The following is a 15,310-nucleotide window of genomic DNA, read 5'->3' as shown; positions in this document are numbered from 1 at the left end:
CTCTCCTTGGTCGGGCGGGGACCGGTCGCGGGTGCTGGTCGTGCGCGGGTGCCGGGGTGGCTCACAGCTGCCCCCAGCGGCGGATGGCCGGGGCGACGCGCTGGACGCCGTGCCGGTAGGCGCCCCGGGCGGCCTCGCGCACCGTTTCGCGGGCCAACTTCCGTAGCCCGCGGGCCTCTTGGGGTTCCTCGGCGTGCCCGGCGAGCGGTGCGCCCTGGGGGTCGAGGCCGTAGCGGGCGAGGATGCCGGGCAGGTAGCCGGGGGCGGTGCGGGGCGTGTAGTAGGGGGTGAGCGGCGGCAGTTCGTCGGCGGCGGCCAGGGCGGTGACCCGGTCGCGGGCGGCGGCGAAGGCCCCCTCGTACGCCCCGTCGGCGGCGACGCCCTGGCCGGCCAGCCACGCGGGGTCGGGCTTCGGGCGGTGGCCGGCGTCGAGTTCGTCCCAGGAGGCCAGGCAGCCGGAGCCGAGGAAGTGGTGGTTGCCGAGCGCCTCGCGGATGCCGAGGTCGGTGAGGACGGCGGTGGGGATGCCGCGGTGCAGCGACTCCAGGGCGGCGGTGGAGCTGACCGTGACCAGCAGGTCGGTGCGGTCCAGGACCTCGCCCATGTTCCCGTACACCAGGCGGCAGTTGGCGGGCAGGCCGCCGGGCAGCTTGGTGGCGAGCTTCTGGTAGGGCAGTTCCTCGATGTGGGTGGTGTGCTCGCCGGGTTTGCTGCGGAGCTTGATCAGCACCTCCCGGTCCGGGTGCCGGCGGGCGTGCTCGACCGCCCTGCGCAGCAGGTGGGTGCGCGCCTCGCGGTGCTCCGGTACGGAGGGCTGGGCGGCGAACACCACGGTGTACGGCCGGCCGCCCGGTGCGGCGGGCCCGGCCGGCGGCTCCTCGTAGGGGGCGCCGCCGAGGAAGGGCAGCGCGCACTGCACGACGCCGTCGTCCGGGGCGCCGACGCCGCGGTAGACCGCGCGGAACCGGTCCGCGTCGTGGCGGGAGTTGGCGAGCACCACGTCCGCGCCGTGCCGCAGCAACAGGCCGTCCGCGAGCTTCTCGTAGACCACGCCGACGTAACCGGTGACGACGACGGGGCGGCGCCCTTCGGCGCGCCAGGCGTGCCCCAGTCCGTGCAGCATCGCCTGGACGGCACCGCCGACGCAGGCCAGCACCAGCACGTCGCAGCGGGTGCGGTCCACGGCGCGGACGAAGTCGACGCCCCGGATCTCCTGCAACGAGTCCGCGCGGGCGCCGACCTCGCCGAGTTGGCGGACGGTGGGGGTGGCGCGGCCGCGGAGCAGGTAGCCGTCGAGCCGGGCGTCCGGTTGGAGTCGGCGGGCGGTCAGGGCGCCCCACTTCCACCGGGTGTCCGAGTCGGCGAGCACCGCGACCCGCGGTGCGGAATGGGTACGTGATGGCACGTCGAAGACGCTAGGAAGGCGCGACGGTTGGCGGGCCAACTGAGGAGCAACAACGGGTTAACAGCCGACCGACGAATGTCGAACCCGCCCGGATACCGCCCGGTCACCGGCCTGGTTAACCATCCCGCCATTCTTCGTTCACCGCCAAGTACGCGGCACGTCAAGACGAATGCCGGGCACCACCCCTAACGTCACGTGGGTGGTTAAGCTCTCCGTCATCGTGCCGTTCTACAACGTGCAGACATACGCGCCCGATACTCTGAAAAGCCTGGCGGCGAACTCTCGCGAGGATTTCGAATTCCTCCTCGTCGACGACTGTTCACGCGACGAGACGCCGGAGATCCTCGCGCGCGCCGCGGCGGACCTGCCGGGTGCCCGGGTGCTGCGGCACGAGAAGAACGGAGGTCTGGCCACCGCCCGCAACACCGGACTGGACGCGGCCCGCGGCGAGTACCTCACCTTCCTCGACGGGGACGACTGGCTGGCTCCCGGCTACTTCCCCGAACTCCTCTCCGTCATAGAGGAGTTGGGATGTGACTTCGTCCGGACCGACCACGTCCAGTGCACCGCCCGGGCGCGCACCGTGCACCGGGTCCCGCACGGCCGGCGGGGGGTGGTGATGGATCCGCGGAGCGTGATCCTGCCCGCCGACCGCTCCACCTCGGTGGACTACGCCTACGCCTGGGCCGGCATCTACCACCGGCGGCTGCTCGACGACGGGTTGCTGCACTTCACCGACGGGTTGCGCACCGCCGAGGACCGGCCGTGGATCTGGCGCCTGCACCGCGAGGCGAAATCCATGGCGGTGACCGGTCTGTTGGGGGTCTTCTACCGACGCGGCGTGGCGTCCTCGCTGACCCAGATCGGCGATGTGCGGCAATTGGACTTCATTCGCGCCTTCGATCAGGTGATCGAGGAAACGGCCGGGGACCCCGAGGCGCATCTGTTGTTGCCGAAGGCGGTCCGCACGTATTGCGCGATCATTTCCCACCATCTCGGCTCGATCGAACGGTTCGAGCCGCCGGTCGCCCGCAAATTGCGGGCGATGAGCGCCGCGGCCATGAAACGCATGCCGCAGGACGTACTGAAGGAAGCCCTGGATTCCATGGATGTACACCGCGCCTCCCGGCTGCGGCGGTTGCGTCGCCGCCCCTCCCCGGCGGAGGTCGCCGCCTGATGCCCGACCAGCCCCGCACCCAGATCTTCCTGGCCTCCACCCTCTACGGCGCGGCGACGCTGGCCGCGGCCCTGGACGCCGGCCTGTTCGCACCGGCCGACCGCCGCCTGCTGCTGATCAGCAACAACGCGACGACCCCGGAGACCACCCCGGCGCTGGACGCCATGCCCGGCTTCGCGCGGCTGCGCGGCCGCTTCGACCGGGTGCTGTCGTGGAACGAGACGATCCGCCCGTTCCACCCCGGCGGCTGGTCGCCGCGCGCCGACGACGTACCGCTGTGGGAGCGCCAGCTGCGACTGCTGTGGGAACTGGGCGACGACCAGGTCGAGTTGGTCGTGGAGTCGATCCAGGTCAATCCGGCGCTGGCGCTGGCGCAGCTCTTCCCCGACGCGCCCGTCCACGTCTACGCCGACGGGCTGATGAGCTACGGCCCCACCCGCAACAAGCTCGACCCGCTGGTCGGCACCCGCATCGAGCGGCTGCTCCACCTGGACCTGGTGCCGGGCCTGAAGCCGCTGCTGCTCACCGAGTTCGGGGTCGAGCCGGTGCTGGTGCCGTCCGTCGCGTTCACCAAGGTGCTCGGTGACCTCGCCGACGACGGCACGGCCGCGGACGACCTGGCCGGGGTGCCGGAGGGCGCGGCGCTGCTGCTCGGCCAGTACCTCTCCGCGCTCGCCATCCTCACCCCGCAGGAGGAAGAGGAGCTGCACGTGGCGATGGTGCGCGGGGCGGTCGCGCGGGGCCACCGCGAGATCGTCTTCAAGCCGCACCCGTCGGCGCCGGCCCGCTGGTCGCGGCTGCTGGAGCGGGAGGCCGAACGACTTGAGGTCGCGCTCACGGTGCTGGACCGGCCGGTGCTCGCCGAGGTCCTCTACCAGCGGACCCGGCCGGCGCTGGTGGTCGGTTGCTTCTCCACCGCGCTGCTGACCGCGGCCGTCTTCTACGACCTGCCGGTGGCCCGGACCGGCACCGGGCTGCTGCTGGAGCGGTTGACGCCGTACCAGAACAGCAACCGGATGCCGGTGACGCTGGTGGACGCGCTGGTGCCGGACCTCGCCGACCGCGGCGAACGGCCGCGCGCCGCCGCCGCGCCCGAGGACGTCGGCCCGCTGGTCACCGCCGTCGGCTACGCGATGCAGCACCAGATCTACCCGCACCTGCGGCCGGCCGCCGAACGCTACCTGGCGGCCCACCTCAGCCCGCGCACCCGGCGCTACTTCAAGCGTCGCCGGCTCACCGCGCTGGCGCTGCCCGGCGCGCTCCCGTCCCAGCTGTCCTTCCTCCCGCGCAACGCCACCGTCCGCCGGGTGGCGCGCCGGGCCCGGGCCGTGCAGCGCCGACTGAAGAAGCGGACCGCCGCCTGATGACCACCACCACCTCACCGGCGGCCGGGGCGCCCCGCACGGCACCGGAGGGCACCGCGCCCGGCCGGCCGGGCGCCGGTCCGGCCGCCGCCCGGGACACCGCGATACGGGGCCGCGGCCCACGCGGCGGCGCCGCCCGGCTGCGGGCCCTGGACGGACTGCGGCTGCTCGCCGCCCTGATGGTCGCCGCGTACCACTACGGCGGCCGGGGCGGTGACGTCTCCCGGGCCTGGGGAGACTCCCCGGCCCACCAGTTCCCCGCCCTCTCCGGCGCGTTCGCGTACGGCTGCCTGGGCGTCCAGATCTTCTTCGTGATCAGTGGCTTCGTCATCTGCCTCAGCGGCTGGGGCCGGACCCTGCGCTCGTTCGTCGCCTCCCGGGTCAGCCGCCTGTACCCCGCCTACTGGGTGGCGATCCTGCTGGTCACCGCGGTCTTCGCGCTCCCCTGGGTCGCGTTCAAGGCGCTCTCGCCCAGCGAGGTGCTGACCAACCTCACCATGCTCCAGTACCCGTTGGGCGTGCACCGCGTCCTCGGCGTGTGCTGGACGCTCTGGGCGGAGATGCGGTTCTATGTCCTCTTCGCGCTGTGCGTGGTGCTGCCGGGCGCCACCCGCGGGCGGGTCGTCCTCTTCTGCGCCGGCTGGACGCTGGCCGCCGCCCTGGCCCAGTCCTCCCACGACCCGTTCCTCAACACCGTCCTGATGCCCCAGTACGCCCCGTTCTTCATCGGTGGCGTGGGCCTGTACCTGCTGCACCGGTTCGGCCGGCGGGATCCGGTCGCCTGGACGATCGTGCTGGTCAGCTGGCTGATCGGGCAGCACTACGCGGTCGCCGGCCTGTGGCACGCGCCGTCCGCGCACGCCTTCTCCTACCGCTCGACGACCGTGATCATCGCCATCGTGACCTTCGGCTTCGCCGCGGTCGCCGCCGTCGCCCTGGGCGCCCTGCGCTGGGCGAACTGGCGCTGGCTGACCGTCGCCGGGGCGCTGACCTACCCCTTCTACCTCGTCCACGAGCACCTGGGCTGGGTCGTCATAGGCGTGCTGCACCGCGACCTCGGACTGCCCTCGTACGCCACGTTCCTGCTGACCGTCGGTCTGATGCTGCTGCTGGCGTGGGTGCTGCACCGGTGGGTCGAACGCCCGCTGACCCCGCGACTGCGCGGCGCGATCGATCCGCGGCGTTAGGGCGCTTCACCTGCGGCGCGGGCCCGACCCGCCCCTCTCGACATCCGTCACGTCACCCGCCCCGCACCCCCGTCAACGCCCGTGCTCCCGCACGTAGTTGACCTCGATCCCGGCGACGATGATGCGGATCCCGGCCTCGAACGCCTCCCCCAGGTCCGCGAAGAGCGCCCGCCCGGCCCGTGCGGCGAGCGGGTACTCCGCGCCCAGCCGGCGCTCCCGCTCGTCGAGGTCGTAGGACGGGTCTCGGACCTCCCGGTGCGCGGGGTCGGGGTGCACCGACTGCTCCTCGATGACCAGCCCGACCGTGTAGTTGTACGCGGTCCACCAGGCGCGGGCCGCCTCGGACAGGGTGAAGCCGGCCGCGGTGAAGTGGCTGAGGAAGAGTTCCAGCGGGACGGCGAAGCTGTCGTCCGTCATCCGCGTACCGGCGACGACCTTGCCCCCGTCACGGTAGGTGAGCAGTTCGCGGCGGAGCACGGCGCAGGTGTTCAGGAGCATCTCCTGCCAGGACGGCCACCGGCTGCTCGGCCCGGGCCCGCCCCCCGGCAGCGTCGACCGGAAGAGCCGCCGGAAGATCTCGGTCGCCATCTCGTCCAGCAGTTCCTGCTTGTTCTTGAAGTGCCAGTAGAGCGCCGGTGCCTGGACGTCGAGTTCCTTGGCGATCCGCCGGAGGGTCAGGCCGTCGAGCCCGCCCTCGTTGAGCAGCCGCAGGGCGGTCTCCACCACCAATTTTCGGTCAATGCGCGAAGCCATGTTGACAACTTAACACCGTTAAGGGCAGCCTCGAAAGCATGGCACTTAACAACGTTAAGGAAACCCTCGTCCACTCCACCGAGGGCACCTTCGAGGGCACCGCCGGGGACGCCACCGCGCCGCCCGTCGACGTCCTGGTCTCCGGCGCCGGCCCGACCGGCCTCGCGCTCGGCATCGACCTCGCCCGCCGGGGCGTGACCACCCTGATCGTCGAGCGGCAGGACACCCTCTCCCTCGGCGCCCGCGGCTCCGGCATCCAGCCGCGCACCCAGGAGGTCTACGACGACCTCGGCGTGCTCCCCGCCGCGCACGCCGCCAGCGGCCTCTACCCGCCGATGGCGCTGTGGGAGGACGGCCGGATCGTCCGCACCCACGAGATGGTGGAGCGGGTCGCCCCCACCCCGTCGATGCCCTACGCCGATATGCGGATGCTCCCCCAGTGGCGCAACGTCCGCCTGCTCCACGACCGCCTGCTCGACCTCGGCGGCAGCGTCCAACTGGGCACCGCACTCACCGACTTCACCCAGGACGACGACGGCGTGACGGCCCGCCTGACCGGGCCCGACGCCAGCGTGCGCACCGTGCGGGCCCGCTACCTGGTCGCCTGCGACGGCGGCGGCAGCACCGTCCGCAAGCAGCTCGGCGTCCGGATGACCGGGCCGCAGCTCGCCCAGGGACACGCCGTCCTCGCCGACGTCCGCCTCGACGGCCTCGACCGCGACCACTGGCACCGCTGGGCGCTGGCGAGCGGCGGCTTCGTCGGCCTCCTCCCGATGGCCGGCACCGACGACTTCCAACTGATCGCCGCCGCGGCCGTCGAACCGGACACCTCCCACGAGGCGGTCCGCGACCTGATCGCCACGCACACCCACCTCACCCGCGACCAGGTCCGCGAGGTGCTGTGGACGTCGCTCTACCGCCCCAAGGCCGGCATGGTCGACGCCTACCGCCACGGCCGGGTGTTCCTGGCCGGCGACGCCGCGCACATCCACTCCCCGGCCGGCGGCCAGGGCCTGAACACCAGCGTCCAGGACGCCTACAACCTCGGCTGGAAGCTCGACCACGTGCTCCGGCACGGCGCCCCGGACGCCCTCCTCGACACCTACGAGACCGAGCGCCGCCCGATAGCCGCCGACATCCTCGCCACCAGCACCCGGCTGCACCGCTCCGGCAGTCTCCGCCGCGGCCGCGAACTGCACCAGATCGGCATCGGCTACCCGGACAGCCCGCTCACCCGCGAGCTGCGCACCGACCTGGCCGAGGGCGCCCGCACCGCCGGCGACCGCGCCCCCGACGCCCCCTGCACCACCCCCGACGGCACCCCCACCCGCCTCTTCGACGCCTTCCGCGGCCCGCACTTCACCGTGCTCGCCCTCGACGCCCCCGACCTGGACACCGCCGCCCTCACCGAGGCCGCCGGCTCCACCCCCCTCCACCTCCTCCGCGTCGGCGGCCTCACCCCCGACCTCCTCGACCCCGACGGCCACCTCCGCGCGGCCTACGGCACCACCCCCACCGTCTTCCTGATCCGCCCCGACGGCTACGTCGCGGTGGCGGCCCCGCCGGAAAAGGCCACGACGGCACTCGCGGAAGCCCTCCGAACCCACTTCGGCGCAACCCCCATCCCGGCCTGAAACGAGCCGGGCCCCCCACAACACCGCCCCGGGACCCGCCCCCACCCCCTCACGGGCGAGGACGGGCCCCGGTCTGCCTCACCGCACGGACGAACCCGCGCGGCTCCCTTCAGGGGGCGCCCGGGACGCTCCCCTCTGGACGCAACCGAGTCGGCGTCGGGAGGGCTCCGGATCAGGACCCGATCAACTGGCGGACGGCGTCGCTCACCTCGGGCAGCTCGCCGGGGAAGGCCCACTGATGGGCGTCGTGCTCGGTCAGGACGATCGGCTCGGTCTTCGCCACGGTGACCGCGAAGTTGAACTGCCTGGTGGTGCCGCCGCGACTGTTGGGGTAGTCGAAGTGGCCGATGTAGCCGCTCACCGTCTCGATGGTCAGGCCGGTCTCCTCGGCGGTCTCGCGGTGCAGGGCTTCGAGGACGGTCTCCCCGTCCTCGACCTTGCCGGAGGGGATCTCCCACATACCGCCCATGAAGTCCTCGGGGTTGCGCCGCACGAGCAGGACCCGGTCGGCATCGGTGACGACCGCGCCGGCCACGAAGCCCGTGACGCCATCCGCTCGGGCGTCGTCCACCAAGCGGGCCAGGAACTCGGGAGAGGTGACGGTCACAGCAACTCCTTATGGTGCTCGCTCACTTTGACGACCGCGCGAACGTACTGCTCGGCCAGCGCGAGATCCCGCTCACGATGCCAGACCGGCAGCTTGATCGCGCGCCGGTGAAGGTGAAGGGGCCCGGAGAACAGCGCCCCCCACAACACCGACCCGGGACCCGCCCCCTCCTCCTCACGGGCGAGGGGGCCGGGTCCCGGTCTTCCTCACCGCGCGGACGAACCCCGCGCGGCACCCTTCAGGGGAGCGCCCGGGACGCTCCCCGCAGGACGGACCGGCGCCTCGAACCGAGCCCATCGGCTCGCACGGGGCACGCGCCACCCCTACTCGGGGCCGCTCCGGTCGGGGAAGCCCTCCGCGGGCGCGGAACCACCGCCCGCATCGTCCGCACCGCCTTCGCCGTCTTCCTCTTCGTCGTCCCCGTCCGGCCCGCCCTCCCACCGGACCAACCGGGCACCGCGACTCTCCGAAACCCGGTGCACCCTGGCCAAGTGAGCGTTCAATTCCACGGCCAACAAGTGGAGTTCACCCGGCGTCCAGGACCGCCCGGCGAGCACGTCACCGGCTTCCTCGATGCACTCGGCCGCCGCGCCCATCTGCTCCGCCTCCACCCGGTCGGCAAGCCGGGAGACGTACCCGGTCCCGGTCCCACCGAGCAGGAAGCACGGCTTGCCTTCCGGACTGCTCCACGGCAGCAGCCGTGCGGTGTCCATGGGGTTCATCGCACGCTCGCCTCCCCCGCGTGGGACTGGGGGGACTTCACCGTGTCGGGCACATTGGCCGACGGCCAGAGCACCTGGCGGGGCCTACGCGCAGGGAACGTCAGTCCCCACGCGGGCGCCAGTGGCCTCGCGATAGCGTTGGTCATGTCGTCAACTCCTTGCTAGTTGATGGCCATGCCCCCGGGCCGGTCGCACGGTCGCGGGGGTCCCGTATATGGCCGGTTGCGTAGTCGAAGAGCTTCTTCAGCACGCTCATTGCAGGCCCCCGGTCCGGCCATGGCCGTGCCGTCGCCCGTCGCTCCAACCGAGTGAACTAGTTCAGTATCGGAGCGACCGAAGCACTTCCGCTACGGTTCCCGGTGCCCTAGTGTGCTGAGCGATTTCGGTGCTCAACTCACCTGAGGAGCAAGGCAGATGGCTGGTCCGAAAACATTTACGAAGATCGCGGATCACTTCCGGGAGCGCATCCTGTCGGGCGATCTGGAGCCAGGGGCGAAGCTGCCCACGAACCGGGAGATCTCGGGGCAGTGGCAGGTGGCCGCCGCGACGGTGTCCCGCGCCCTCCAGGCGCTCCAGGTCGAGGGGTACATCCGGACCACGCCACGCGGCACGTACGTCGCCGACGACCCGGTGTGGACCCTGTCGGCGCGCGACCGGCTCGCCCGCGTGCAGCGCGTGAAGTCGTTCCTCGCGGACGGCGAGACGAGCCGGGTCACGGCGGCGGAGTTGGTCGCCCCTCCGCTGTACGTCGCCGAGATCTTCGACCTGGACACGGGAGACCAGGTGGTGCGGCGGGAATGGCTGGCCGGTCGAGGCAAGACCCGGACCGTGTTCGCGGTGACGTGGTACCCGGCACCGTTCGCCGCCCTCGTGCCCGACCTGCTGAACACCGCGCCGGAGCGCAACCACGGCCTGTCGGCACGGGTGTTGGAGGCCACGGAGCGCACCATCGCGCACGCCAGGGACGACATGCACGCCCGCGCCGCCGACGCGCGCGAGGCCAGTGCCCTGGGCCTGCCCGTGGGCGCTCCGATCCTGGCGGGGGCCCACCGCTGGTCGGACGCCGACGGCGTCATCGAATACGGCGAATGGTGCCTGCCGCCCCGCTTCACGATCGGGTACGAGTACCAGCCGTGAGGGCCGTCGGGGCGCTGGAAGGCTGAGCACGCATCGGAAGAGACCGGACTGGACGTGGAGGTCACCGGCCTGGTCGGTACGCACACGGACCCCCGGCATGTCCTCGCGTACGACGACGGAGAGGTGCGGCGCCAGTTCAACGTGTGCTTCACCGCGCGGATCGTCGGGGGCGCTCGCACGGTCGGCCGAGTCCTCGGAACTCCGTTTCGTCGCGCCCGGAGCGATCGACGCGCTGCCCATGCACCACAAGCAACGGCTGCGGATCCGGCGCTTCCTGGAGCAGCGGCCAGTTCCGTACCTCGGACAGCGCCCCAAGACCACGAGCCCCCGCCGGCCCCCGTAAGGGCAACCGGCGAAGGCTCGTGCCTGTCCGTGGGTCCGCCCACCACCCATGAAGGCAGTCGGCAGGGGCTCATCCGTCGCCATGGGGACCCGCCCCCTACACCACCAGCGACAGCAACAGCACGCCCACGATCCCGACGACCGAGATCAGCGTTTCCATCACCGACCAGGTCTTGAGGGTCTGGCCGACGTCCATGCCGAAGTACTCCTTGACCATCCAGAAGCCGGCGTCGTTGACGTGGCTGAAGAAGAGCGAGCCGGCGCCGATGGCGAGGACGAGGAGGGCGGCGTGGGTGGTGCTCATCTCGGCGGCGAGGGGGGCGACCAGGCCGGCCGCGGAGATGGTGGCGACCGTGGCGGAGCCGGTGGCCAGGCGGATGGTGACCGCGATCAGCCAGGCCAGCAGCAGTGTGGAGATGTTCCAGTCCTTGGAGATCTCCAGGATCATCTGGCCGACGCCGGAGTCCACCAGGGTCTGCTTGAAGCCGCCGCCGGCGCCGACGATCAGCAGCACGCCGGCGATCGGGCCGAGCGAGGACTCGACGGTGGACGCGATCCGGCCACGGGTGAAGCCGGCCGAGCGGCCGAGCGTGAACATCGCGACGACGACGGCGGTCAGCAGCGCGATCAGCGGGGAGCCGACGACGTCGAAGATCCGCTGGACGGTGTGCGCGGGGTCGTCGACGACGACGTCCACCAGGGCCTTGGCGAGCATCATCACGACCGGCAGCAGGACGGTGGCGACGGTGATGCCGAAGCCCGGGCGCTTCTGGAGGTCGTCGGAGGTGCGCTGCGGGATCATCTTCTCGGGCGGGGCGATGTCGACCCAGCGGGCCGCGTAGCGGGAGAAGAGCGGGCCGGCGATGATCGCGGCGGGGATGGCGATGACGACGCCCAGCGCCAGCGTGACGCCGAGGTTGGCCTTGACCGCGTCGATGGCGGCCAGCGGCCCGGGGTGCGGCGGGATCAGCCCGTGCATCACGGACAGGCCGGCCAGCGCCGGGATGCCGACGCGCATGAGGGAGAAGTTGCCGCGCTTGGCGACCAGCAGCACCACCGGGATCAGCAGCACGATGCCGACCTCGAAGAAGATCGGCAGCCCGACGATGCCGGCGATCAGCACCATCGCCCAGGGCATCGCCCGCCGCCCGGCCTTCGCCAGGATCGTGTCCACGATCTGGTCCGCGCCGCCGGAGTCGGCGAGCAGTTTGCCGAGGACGGCGCCCAGCGCGATCAGCACGCCGGTGCCCGCGACCGTCGTTCCCAGCCCGGTGGAGAAGCTGGCGATGGCCTTGTCGAGCGGCGCCCCGGCCACCGCACCGAGCACCAGCGAACCGATGATCAGCGACAGGAAGGCGTGCAGCTTGAACTTGGTGATCAGCAGGACGATGACGGCGATACCCGCCAGGACGGCGATGCCCAGCTGTGCGTGACCGGCCGAGGTGATCGGTGTGGTCGCGTCCGCTGCGAGCATCTCGGCGCTGAGATGTGGCACGGCGATTCCCTTTGTCGGAGGGCCCGGTCCCTTCGCCGGAGGCCGGCGATCGGCGGACCCCTGTGTCGGAGGGCCCCTTTGTCGGAGGGGAGGGGGAACGGTGAGGAACGGTGGGGAGAAACGGTGAGGAGAGCCGGGCCCCTCCGGGGGGGGAAGGGAGGGGCCCGGCGGCTTGGGGGGCCTCGGCGCGGGTTACGCGGCCTGGGCCCGGCGGCGCAGTGCGGTGACCGCGCGGTCGGCGATCTCCTGCGGGGTGCCGGAGACGTCGACGGCCACGCCCGCCTCGTCCGGACCGAGCGGTTCGAGCGTGGCGAACTGGGAGTCCAGCAGTGCGGTGGGCATGAAGTGGCCCTTGCGTTCGGCCATCCGCGCCTCGATCAGCGCGCGGTCGCCGGCGAGGTGCAGGAAGAGCACGCCCGGGGCGGCGGCCCGCAGCCGGTCGCGGTAGGCCCGCTTGAGCGCGGAGCAGCTGACCACTCCGCCGTGGCCGGCCCGCCCGTGCGCCCAGGCGCCGATGGCGTCGAGCCAGGGGCCGCGGTCGGCGTCGTCCAGCGGAACGCCCGCCGACATCTTGGCGATGTTGGCCGGCGGGTGGAAGTCGTCGCCCTCGGCGTACGGGACGCCGAGCGCGTCGGCCACCAGGGGACCGATCGTCGTCTTGCCGGTCCCGGCCACACCCATCACGACGATGACGTCGGCGCTGCCCATCCCGAATACCTCGAAACTTCGTATACAGAACGTCTCGTGCCGGATCGCTCGTGTTGGGGCGATCGGTACGACACGGTCCTCTTCGACCTCGTGCGCCCTCCACTGAAACTCATTAGGTACGACGTATTCAAGCCCTTGTGACGCAAACGTCATACTTAATTGGCCGGAAGGCAGGAACGTAGGCTTGGCCCATGGACGCGACCGCAAACGGGGAGAAGGGGCTGCACGCCCGCGTGCTGGAGTCCCTGGGGCCCGCGATCACCGCGGGTGACCACCCTCCGGGCACGGTCCTGCGCACCGACGAGCTGGCCGAGCGGTTCGACGTCTCCCGCACGGTGATCCGCGAGGCGGTCCGGGTCCTGGAGTCCATGCACCTGGTCGCGTCCCGGCGCCGGGTCGGGGTGACGGTCCGCCCGACCGAGGAGTGGAACGTCTACGACCCGCGGGTGATCGGCTGGCGACTGGCCGGCCGGGACCGCCCCCGCCAGCTGCGTTCGCTGACCGTGCTGCGCTCGGCCGTCGAGCCGGTGGCGGCCGGGCTCGCGGCCCGCCACGCCACCCCCGCCCAGTGCGCCGCACTCACCGAGCACGCCATGGGGATGGTGGCCACCTCGCGCGGCCAGCAGCTCGACGCCTACCTCGTCCACGACACGGCGTTCCACGCGGTGGTGCTGTCCGCCTCCGGCAACGAGATGTTCGCGCGCCTCGCCGAGGTCGTCGCCGCGGTCCTGACCGGCCGCACCCAGCACCACGTGATGTTCACCGACCCCGACCCGGCCGCGGTCACCCTGCACGTCCAGGTCGCCGAGGCGATCCGCACCGGGGACGCGGCCCGCGCGGAGGCCCTCACCCGGCAGATCACCGCCGGCGCGATGGCCGAACTCGACGTCCTGGCGCCGTAGTTCGCCCCGGTCCGACCCTCAGAACAGCGGCTGCTGGCCGGGGATCGGCGGCTCCTCGGGGTCGAAGAGCTTCTCCGCGGGCGCCATCATCGGCGCGGTCCGCCGTGAGCCCGGGCAGGAGATCAGCTCGATCCCGGTCCGCCGCCCCGGCGGGTCGTGGCGGGCGTACCGGCCGCCGACCACGGCGATCTCTCGGGTGCAGATGGGGCAGCGGCGGCGGGGTGCGGACATGCCTCCAGTGTGGCGGACGCGCCTCGGGCGTCGCACCCGGCACCCGCCACGACCTCAGAAGGCGTCCGTCGGCACGTACGTCCCCCACACCTCGCGCAGCGCGTCGCACACCTCGCCCGACGTCGCCCGGGCGCGCAGCGCCTCCCGCATCGGGTAGAGCACGTTGTCCGGGCCCTCGGCGGCCTTGCGGAGCGCGCCGAGCGCCGCGGTGACCGCCTGGCGGTTGCGGTGGGCGCGCAGCCGCTCCAGCCGCTCGGCCTGCTGCGCCTCGATGGCGGGGTCCACCCGCAACGGCTCGTAGGGCTCCTCCTCGTCGGTGCGGAAGCGGTTGACGCCGACCACCACCCGCGCGCCGGCGTCGGTCTCCTGGGCGATGCGGTAGGCGTTGCGCTCGATCTCGCCCTTCTGGAAGCCCCGTTCGATGGCGGCGACCGCGCCCCCCAGGTCCTCGACCCGCGCCATCAGGGCGCGCACCGCCTCCTCGACGGCGTCGGTGAGCGACTCCACCGCGTACGAACCGGCGAACGGGTCGACGGTGGCGGTCACGTCGGTCTCGTGGGCGAGCACCTGCTGCGTCCGCAGGGCGAGCCGGGCCGCCTTCTCGGTGGGCAGCGCGATCGCCTCGTCGAAGGAGTTGGTGTGCAGCGACTGGGTCCCGCCGAGCACCGCCGCCAGCCCCTGCACGGTCACCCGCGCGAGGTTGACCTCCGGTTGCTGGGCGGTCAGCTGCACGCCCGCGGTCTGGGTGTGGAACCGCAACATCTGCGACTTGGGGTTGCGCGCCCCGAACTCCTCCCGCATCACCCGCGCCCAGATCCGCCGCGCGGCACGGAACTTGGCGACCTCCTCCAGCAGCGTGGTGCGGGCGACGAAGAAGAACGACAGCCGCGGCGCGAAGTCGTCGACGTCCATGCCGGCGGCGAGCGCGGTGCGGACGTAGGCGATGCCGTTGGCCAGGGTGAAGGCGATCTCCTGCGCGGGCGAGGCGCCGGCCTCCGCCATGTGGTAGCCGGAGATGGAGATGGTGTTCCAGCGGGGGATCTCGGCGCGGCAGTAGCGGAAGATGTCCGCGGTCAGCCGGAGCGACGGCTGTGGCGGGTAGATGTACGTGCCCCGCGCGATGTACTCCTTCAGCACGTCGTTCTGCACCGTGCCGCTCAGCTGACTCCCCGTCACTCCTTGCTGTTCGCCCACCAGTTGGTACATCAGCAGCAACAGTGCGGCCGGCGCGTTGATGGTCATCGACGTGGAGACCGACCCCAGCGGGATGCCGCCGAACAGCACCTCCATGTCGTCGACCGAGTCGATCGCCACCCCGACCCTGCCGACCTCGCCCGCCGCGATCGGGGTGTCGGAGTCGTGGCCCATCTGGGTCGGCAGGTCGAAGGCGACCGACAGGCCGGTCGTGCCGTGCTCGATGAGCCGCCGGTAGCGCGCGTTGGACTCCCGCGCGGTCCCGAACCCGGCGTACTGCCGCATCGTCCAGGGCCGCCCGGTGTACATGGTCGGGTAGACGCCCCGGGTGTACGGATAGGCGCCCGGTTCGCCCAGCGCGGCGTCGGGGCGCCAGCCCGCCAGCGCCGCCGGCCCGTACACCGGCTCGATGGGCAGTCCGCTCTCGCTCTCCCGCACCATGTCCGCTACGC

The 15,310-nt window shown here is 72.2% G+C and carries 14 protein-coding genes and 1 pseudogene; 7 read left to right on the top strand and 8 right to left on the bottom strand.

All coding sequences use genetic code 11. The annotated features are described in order from the left end of the window. Window positions 1-61: 61 nt before the first annotated feature. Window positions 62-1,405: a DUF6716 putative glycosyltransferase gene (locus ABD385_RS18005; protein WP_425585426.1), complete on the bottom strand. Its 1,344-nt coding sequence runs from the start codon at window positions 1,403-1,405 to the stop codon at window positions 62-64. A gap of 199 nt (window positions 1,406-1,604) precedes the next feature. On the opposite strand from ABD385_RS18005, the gene ABD385_RS18000 reads away from it, so the two are divergent. From ABD385_RS18000 to ABD385_RS17990, 3 genes are read left to right on the top strand one after another with little or no spacing between them, the layout of a single operon-like run. Beyond that, window positions 1,605-2,582 (top strand): glycosyltransferase family 2 protein, encoded by a 978-nt coding sequence (locus tag ABD385_RS18000; RefSeq protein ID WP_344577107.1) that lies wholly within the window; start codon window positions 1,605-1,607, stop codon window positions 2,580-2,582. Further along, window positions 2,582-3,946, top strand: coding sequence for a polysialyltransferase family glycosyltransferase (locus tag ABD385_RS17995; protein ID WP_344576950.1), 1,365 nt, complete (start codon window positions 2,582-2,584; stop codon window positions 3,944-3,946). Before ABD385_RS18000 ends, ABD385_RS17995 begins: the two co-directional genes overlap by 1 nt. Then, window positions 3,946-5,133 (top strand): acyltransferase family protein, encoded by a 1,188-nt coding sequence (locus ABD385_RS17990; RefSeq protein WP_344576949.1) that lies wholly within the window; start codon window positions 3,946-3,948, stop codon window positions 5,131-5,133. Before ABD385_RS17995 ends, ABD385_RS17990 begins: the two co-directional genes overlap by 1 nt. Window positions 5,134-5,205: 72 nt before the next feature. On the opposite strand, the gene ABD385_RS17985 is transcribed toward ABD385_RS17990, so the two are convergent. Next, window positions 5,206-5,886, bottom strand: coding sequence for a TetR/AcrR family transcriptional regulator C-terminal domain-containing protein (locus ABD385_RS17985; RefSeq protein WP_344576947.1), 681 nt, complete (start codon window positions 5,884-5,886; stop codon window positions 5,206-5,208). A gap of 38 nt (window positions 5,887-5,924) precedes the next feature. Here ABD385_RS17985 and ABD385_RS17980 point away from each other — a divergent pair, with 38 nt between their 5' ends. Continuing rightward, the gene (locus tag ABD385_RS17980) at window positions 5,925-7,520 is read left to right on the top strand and encodes an FAD-dependent monooxygenase (protein ID WP_344576946.1); all 1,596 of its coding nucleotides are present in this window, start codon (window positions 5,925-5,927) and stop codon (window positions 7,518-7,520) included. A 172-nt stretch (window positions 7,521-7,692) separates the two neighbouring features. Here ABD385_RS17980 and ABD385_RS17975 read toward each other — a convergent pair whose 3' ends face one another. Next, window positions 7,693-8,127, bottom strand: coding sequence for an NUDIX domain-containing protein (locus ABD385_RS17975; protein ID WP_344576944.1), 435 nt, complete (start codon window positions 8,125-8,127; stop codon window positions 7,693-7,695). A gap of 323 nt (window positions 8,128-8,450) precedes the next feature. Beyond that, entirely contained in the window at window positions 8,451-8,840 is a 390-nt protein-coding gene (locus tag ABD385_RS17970) for a hypothetical protein (RefSeq protein ID WP_344576942.1), read from the bottom strand. 423 nt (window positions 8,841-9,263) lie between these two features. Here ABD385_RS17970 and ABD385_RS17965 point away from each other — a divergent pair, with 423 nt between their 5' ends. Next, the gene (locus ABD385_RS17965) at window positions 9,264-9,986 is read left to right on the top strand and encodes a GntR family transcriptional regulator (protein WP_344576940.1); all 723 of its coding nucleotides are present in this window, start codon (window positions 9,264-9,266) and stop codon (window positions 9,984-9,986) included. A 36-nt stretch (window positions 9,987-10,022) separates the two neighbouring features. Next, window positions 10,023-10,329: pseudogene (locus ABD385_RS17960) on the top strand (NUDIX hydrolase); the annotation flags it as partial. Window positions 10,330-10,425: 96 nt separating this feature from the next. Here ABD385_RS17960 and ABD385_RS17955 read toward each other — a convergent pair. Together ABD385_RS17955 and ABD385_RS17950 are read right to left on the bottom strand one after the other, a co-directional pair. Next, window positions 10,426-11,823 (bottom strand): GntT/GntP/DsdX family permease, encoded by a 1,398-nt coding sequence (locus ABD385_RS17955; RefSeq protein ID WP_344576938.1) that lies wholly within the window; start codon window positions 11,821-11,823, stop codon window positions 10,426-10,428. Window positions 11,824-12,015: 192 nt separating this feature from the next. Next, entirely contained in the window at window positions 12,016-12,531 is a 516-nt protein-coding gene (locus ABD385_RS17950; RefSeq protein ID WP_344576935.1) for a gluconokinase, read from the bottom strand. 191 nt (window positions 12,532-12,722) lie between these two features. Here ABD385_RS17950 and ABD385_RS17945 point away from each other — a divergent pair, with 191 nt between their 5' ends. After that, entirely contained in the window at window positions 12,723-13,433 is a 711-nt protein-coding gene (locus ABD385_RS17945; protein ID WP_344576931.1) for a FadR/GntR family transcriptional regulator, read from the top strand. Between the two features lie 18 nt (window positions 13,434-13,451). On the opposite strand, the gene ABD385_RS17940 is transcribed toward ABD385_RS17945, so the two are convergent. Both ABD385_RS17940 and ABD385_RS17935 read right to left on the bottom strand, forming a co-directional pair. Next, window positions 13,452-13,664 carry a hypothetical protein gene (locus ABD385_RS17940; RefSeq protein ID WP_016575807.1) on the bottom strand — a complete coding sequence of 71 codons (213 nt, stop codon included), beginning with the start codon at window positions 13,662-13,664 and terminating at the stop codon, window positions 13,452-13,454. A 54-nt stretch (window positions 13,665-13,718) separates the two neighbouring features. Then, the gene (locus ABD385_RS17935; protein WP_344576929.1) at window positions 13,719-15,299 is read right to left on the bottom strand and encodes an acyl-CoA mutase large subunit family protein; all 1,581 of its coding nucleotides are present in this window, start codon (window positions 15,297-15,299) and stop codon (window positions 13,719-13,721) included. Window positions 15,300-15,310: the final 11 nt, after the last annotated feature.

It is taken from the genome of Streptomyces lunalinharesii (assembly GCF_039532155.1).
Lineage (GTDB): Bacteria > Actinomycetota > Actinomycetes > Streptomycetales > Streptomycetaceae > Streptomyces > Streptomyces lunalinharesii.
Note: the sequence above shows the minus strand (reverse complement) of the source record. Positions and strands in the feature narration are given on the sequence as shown.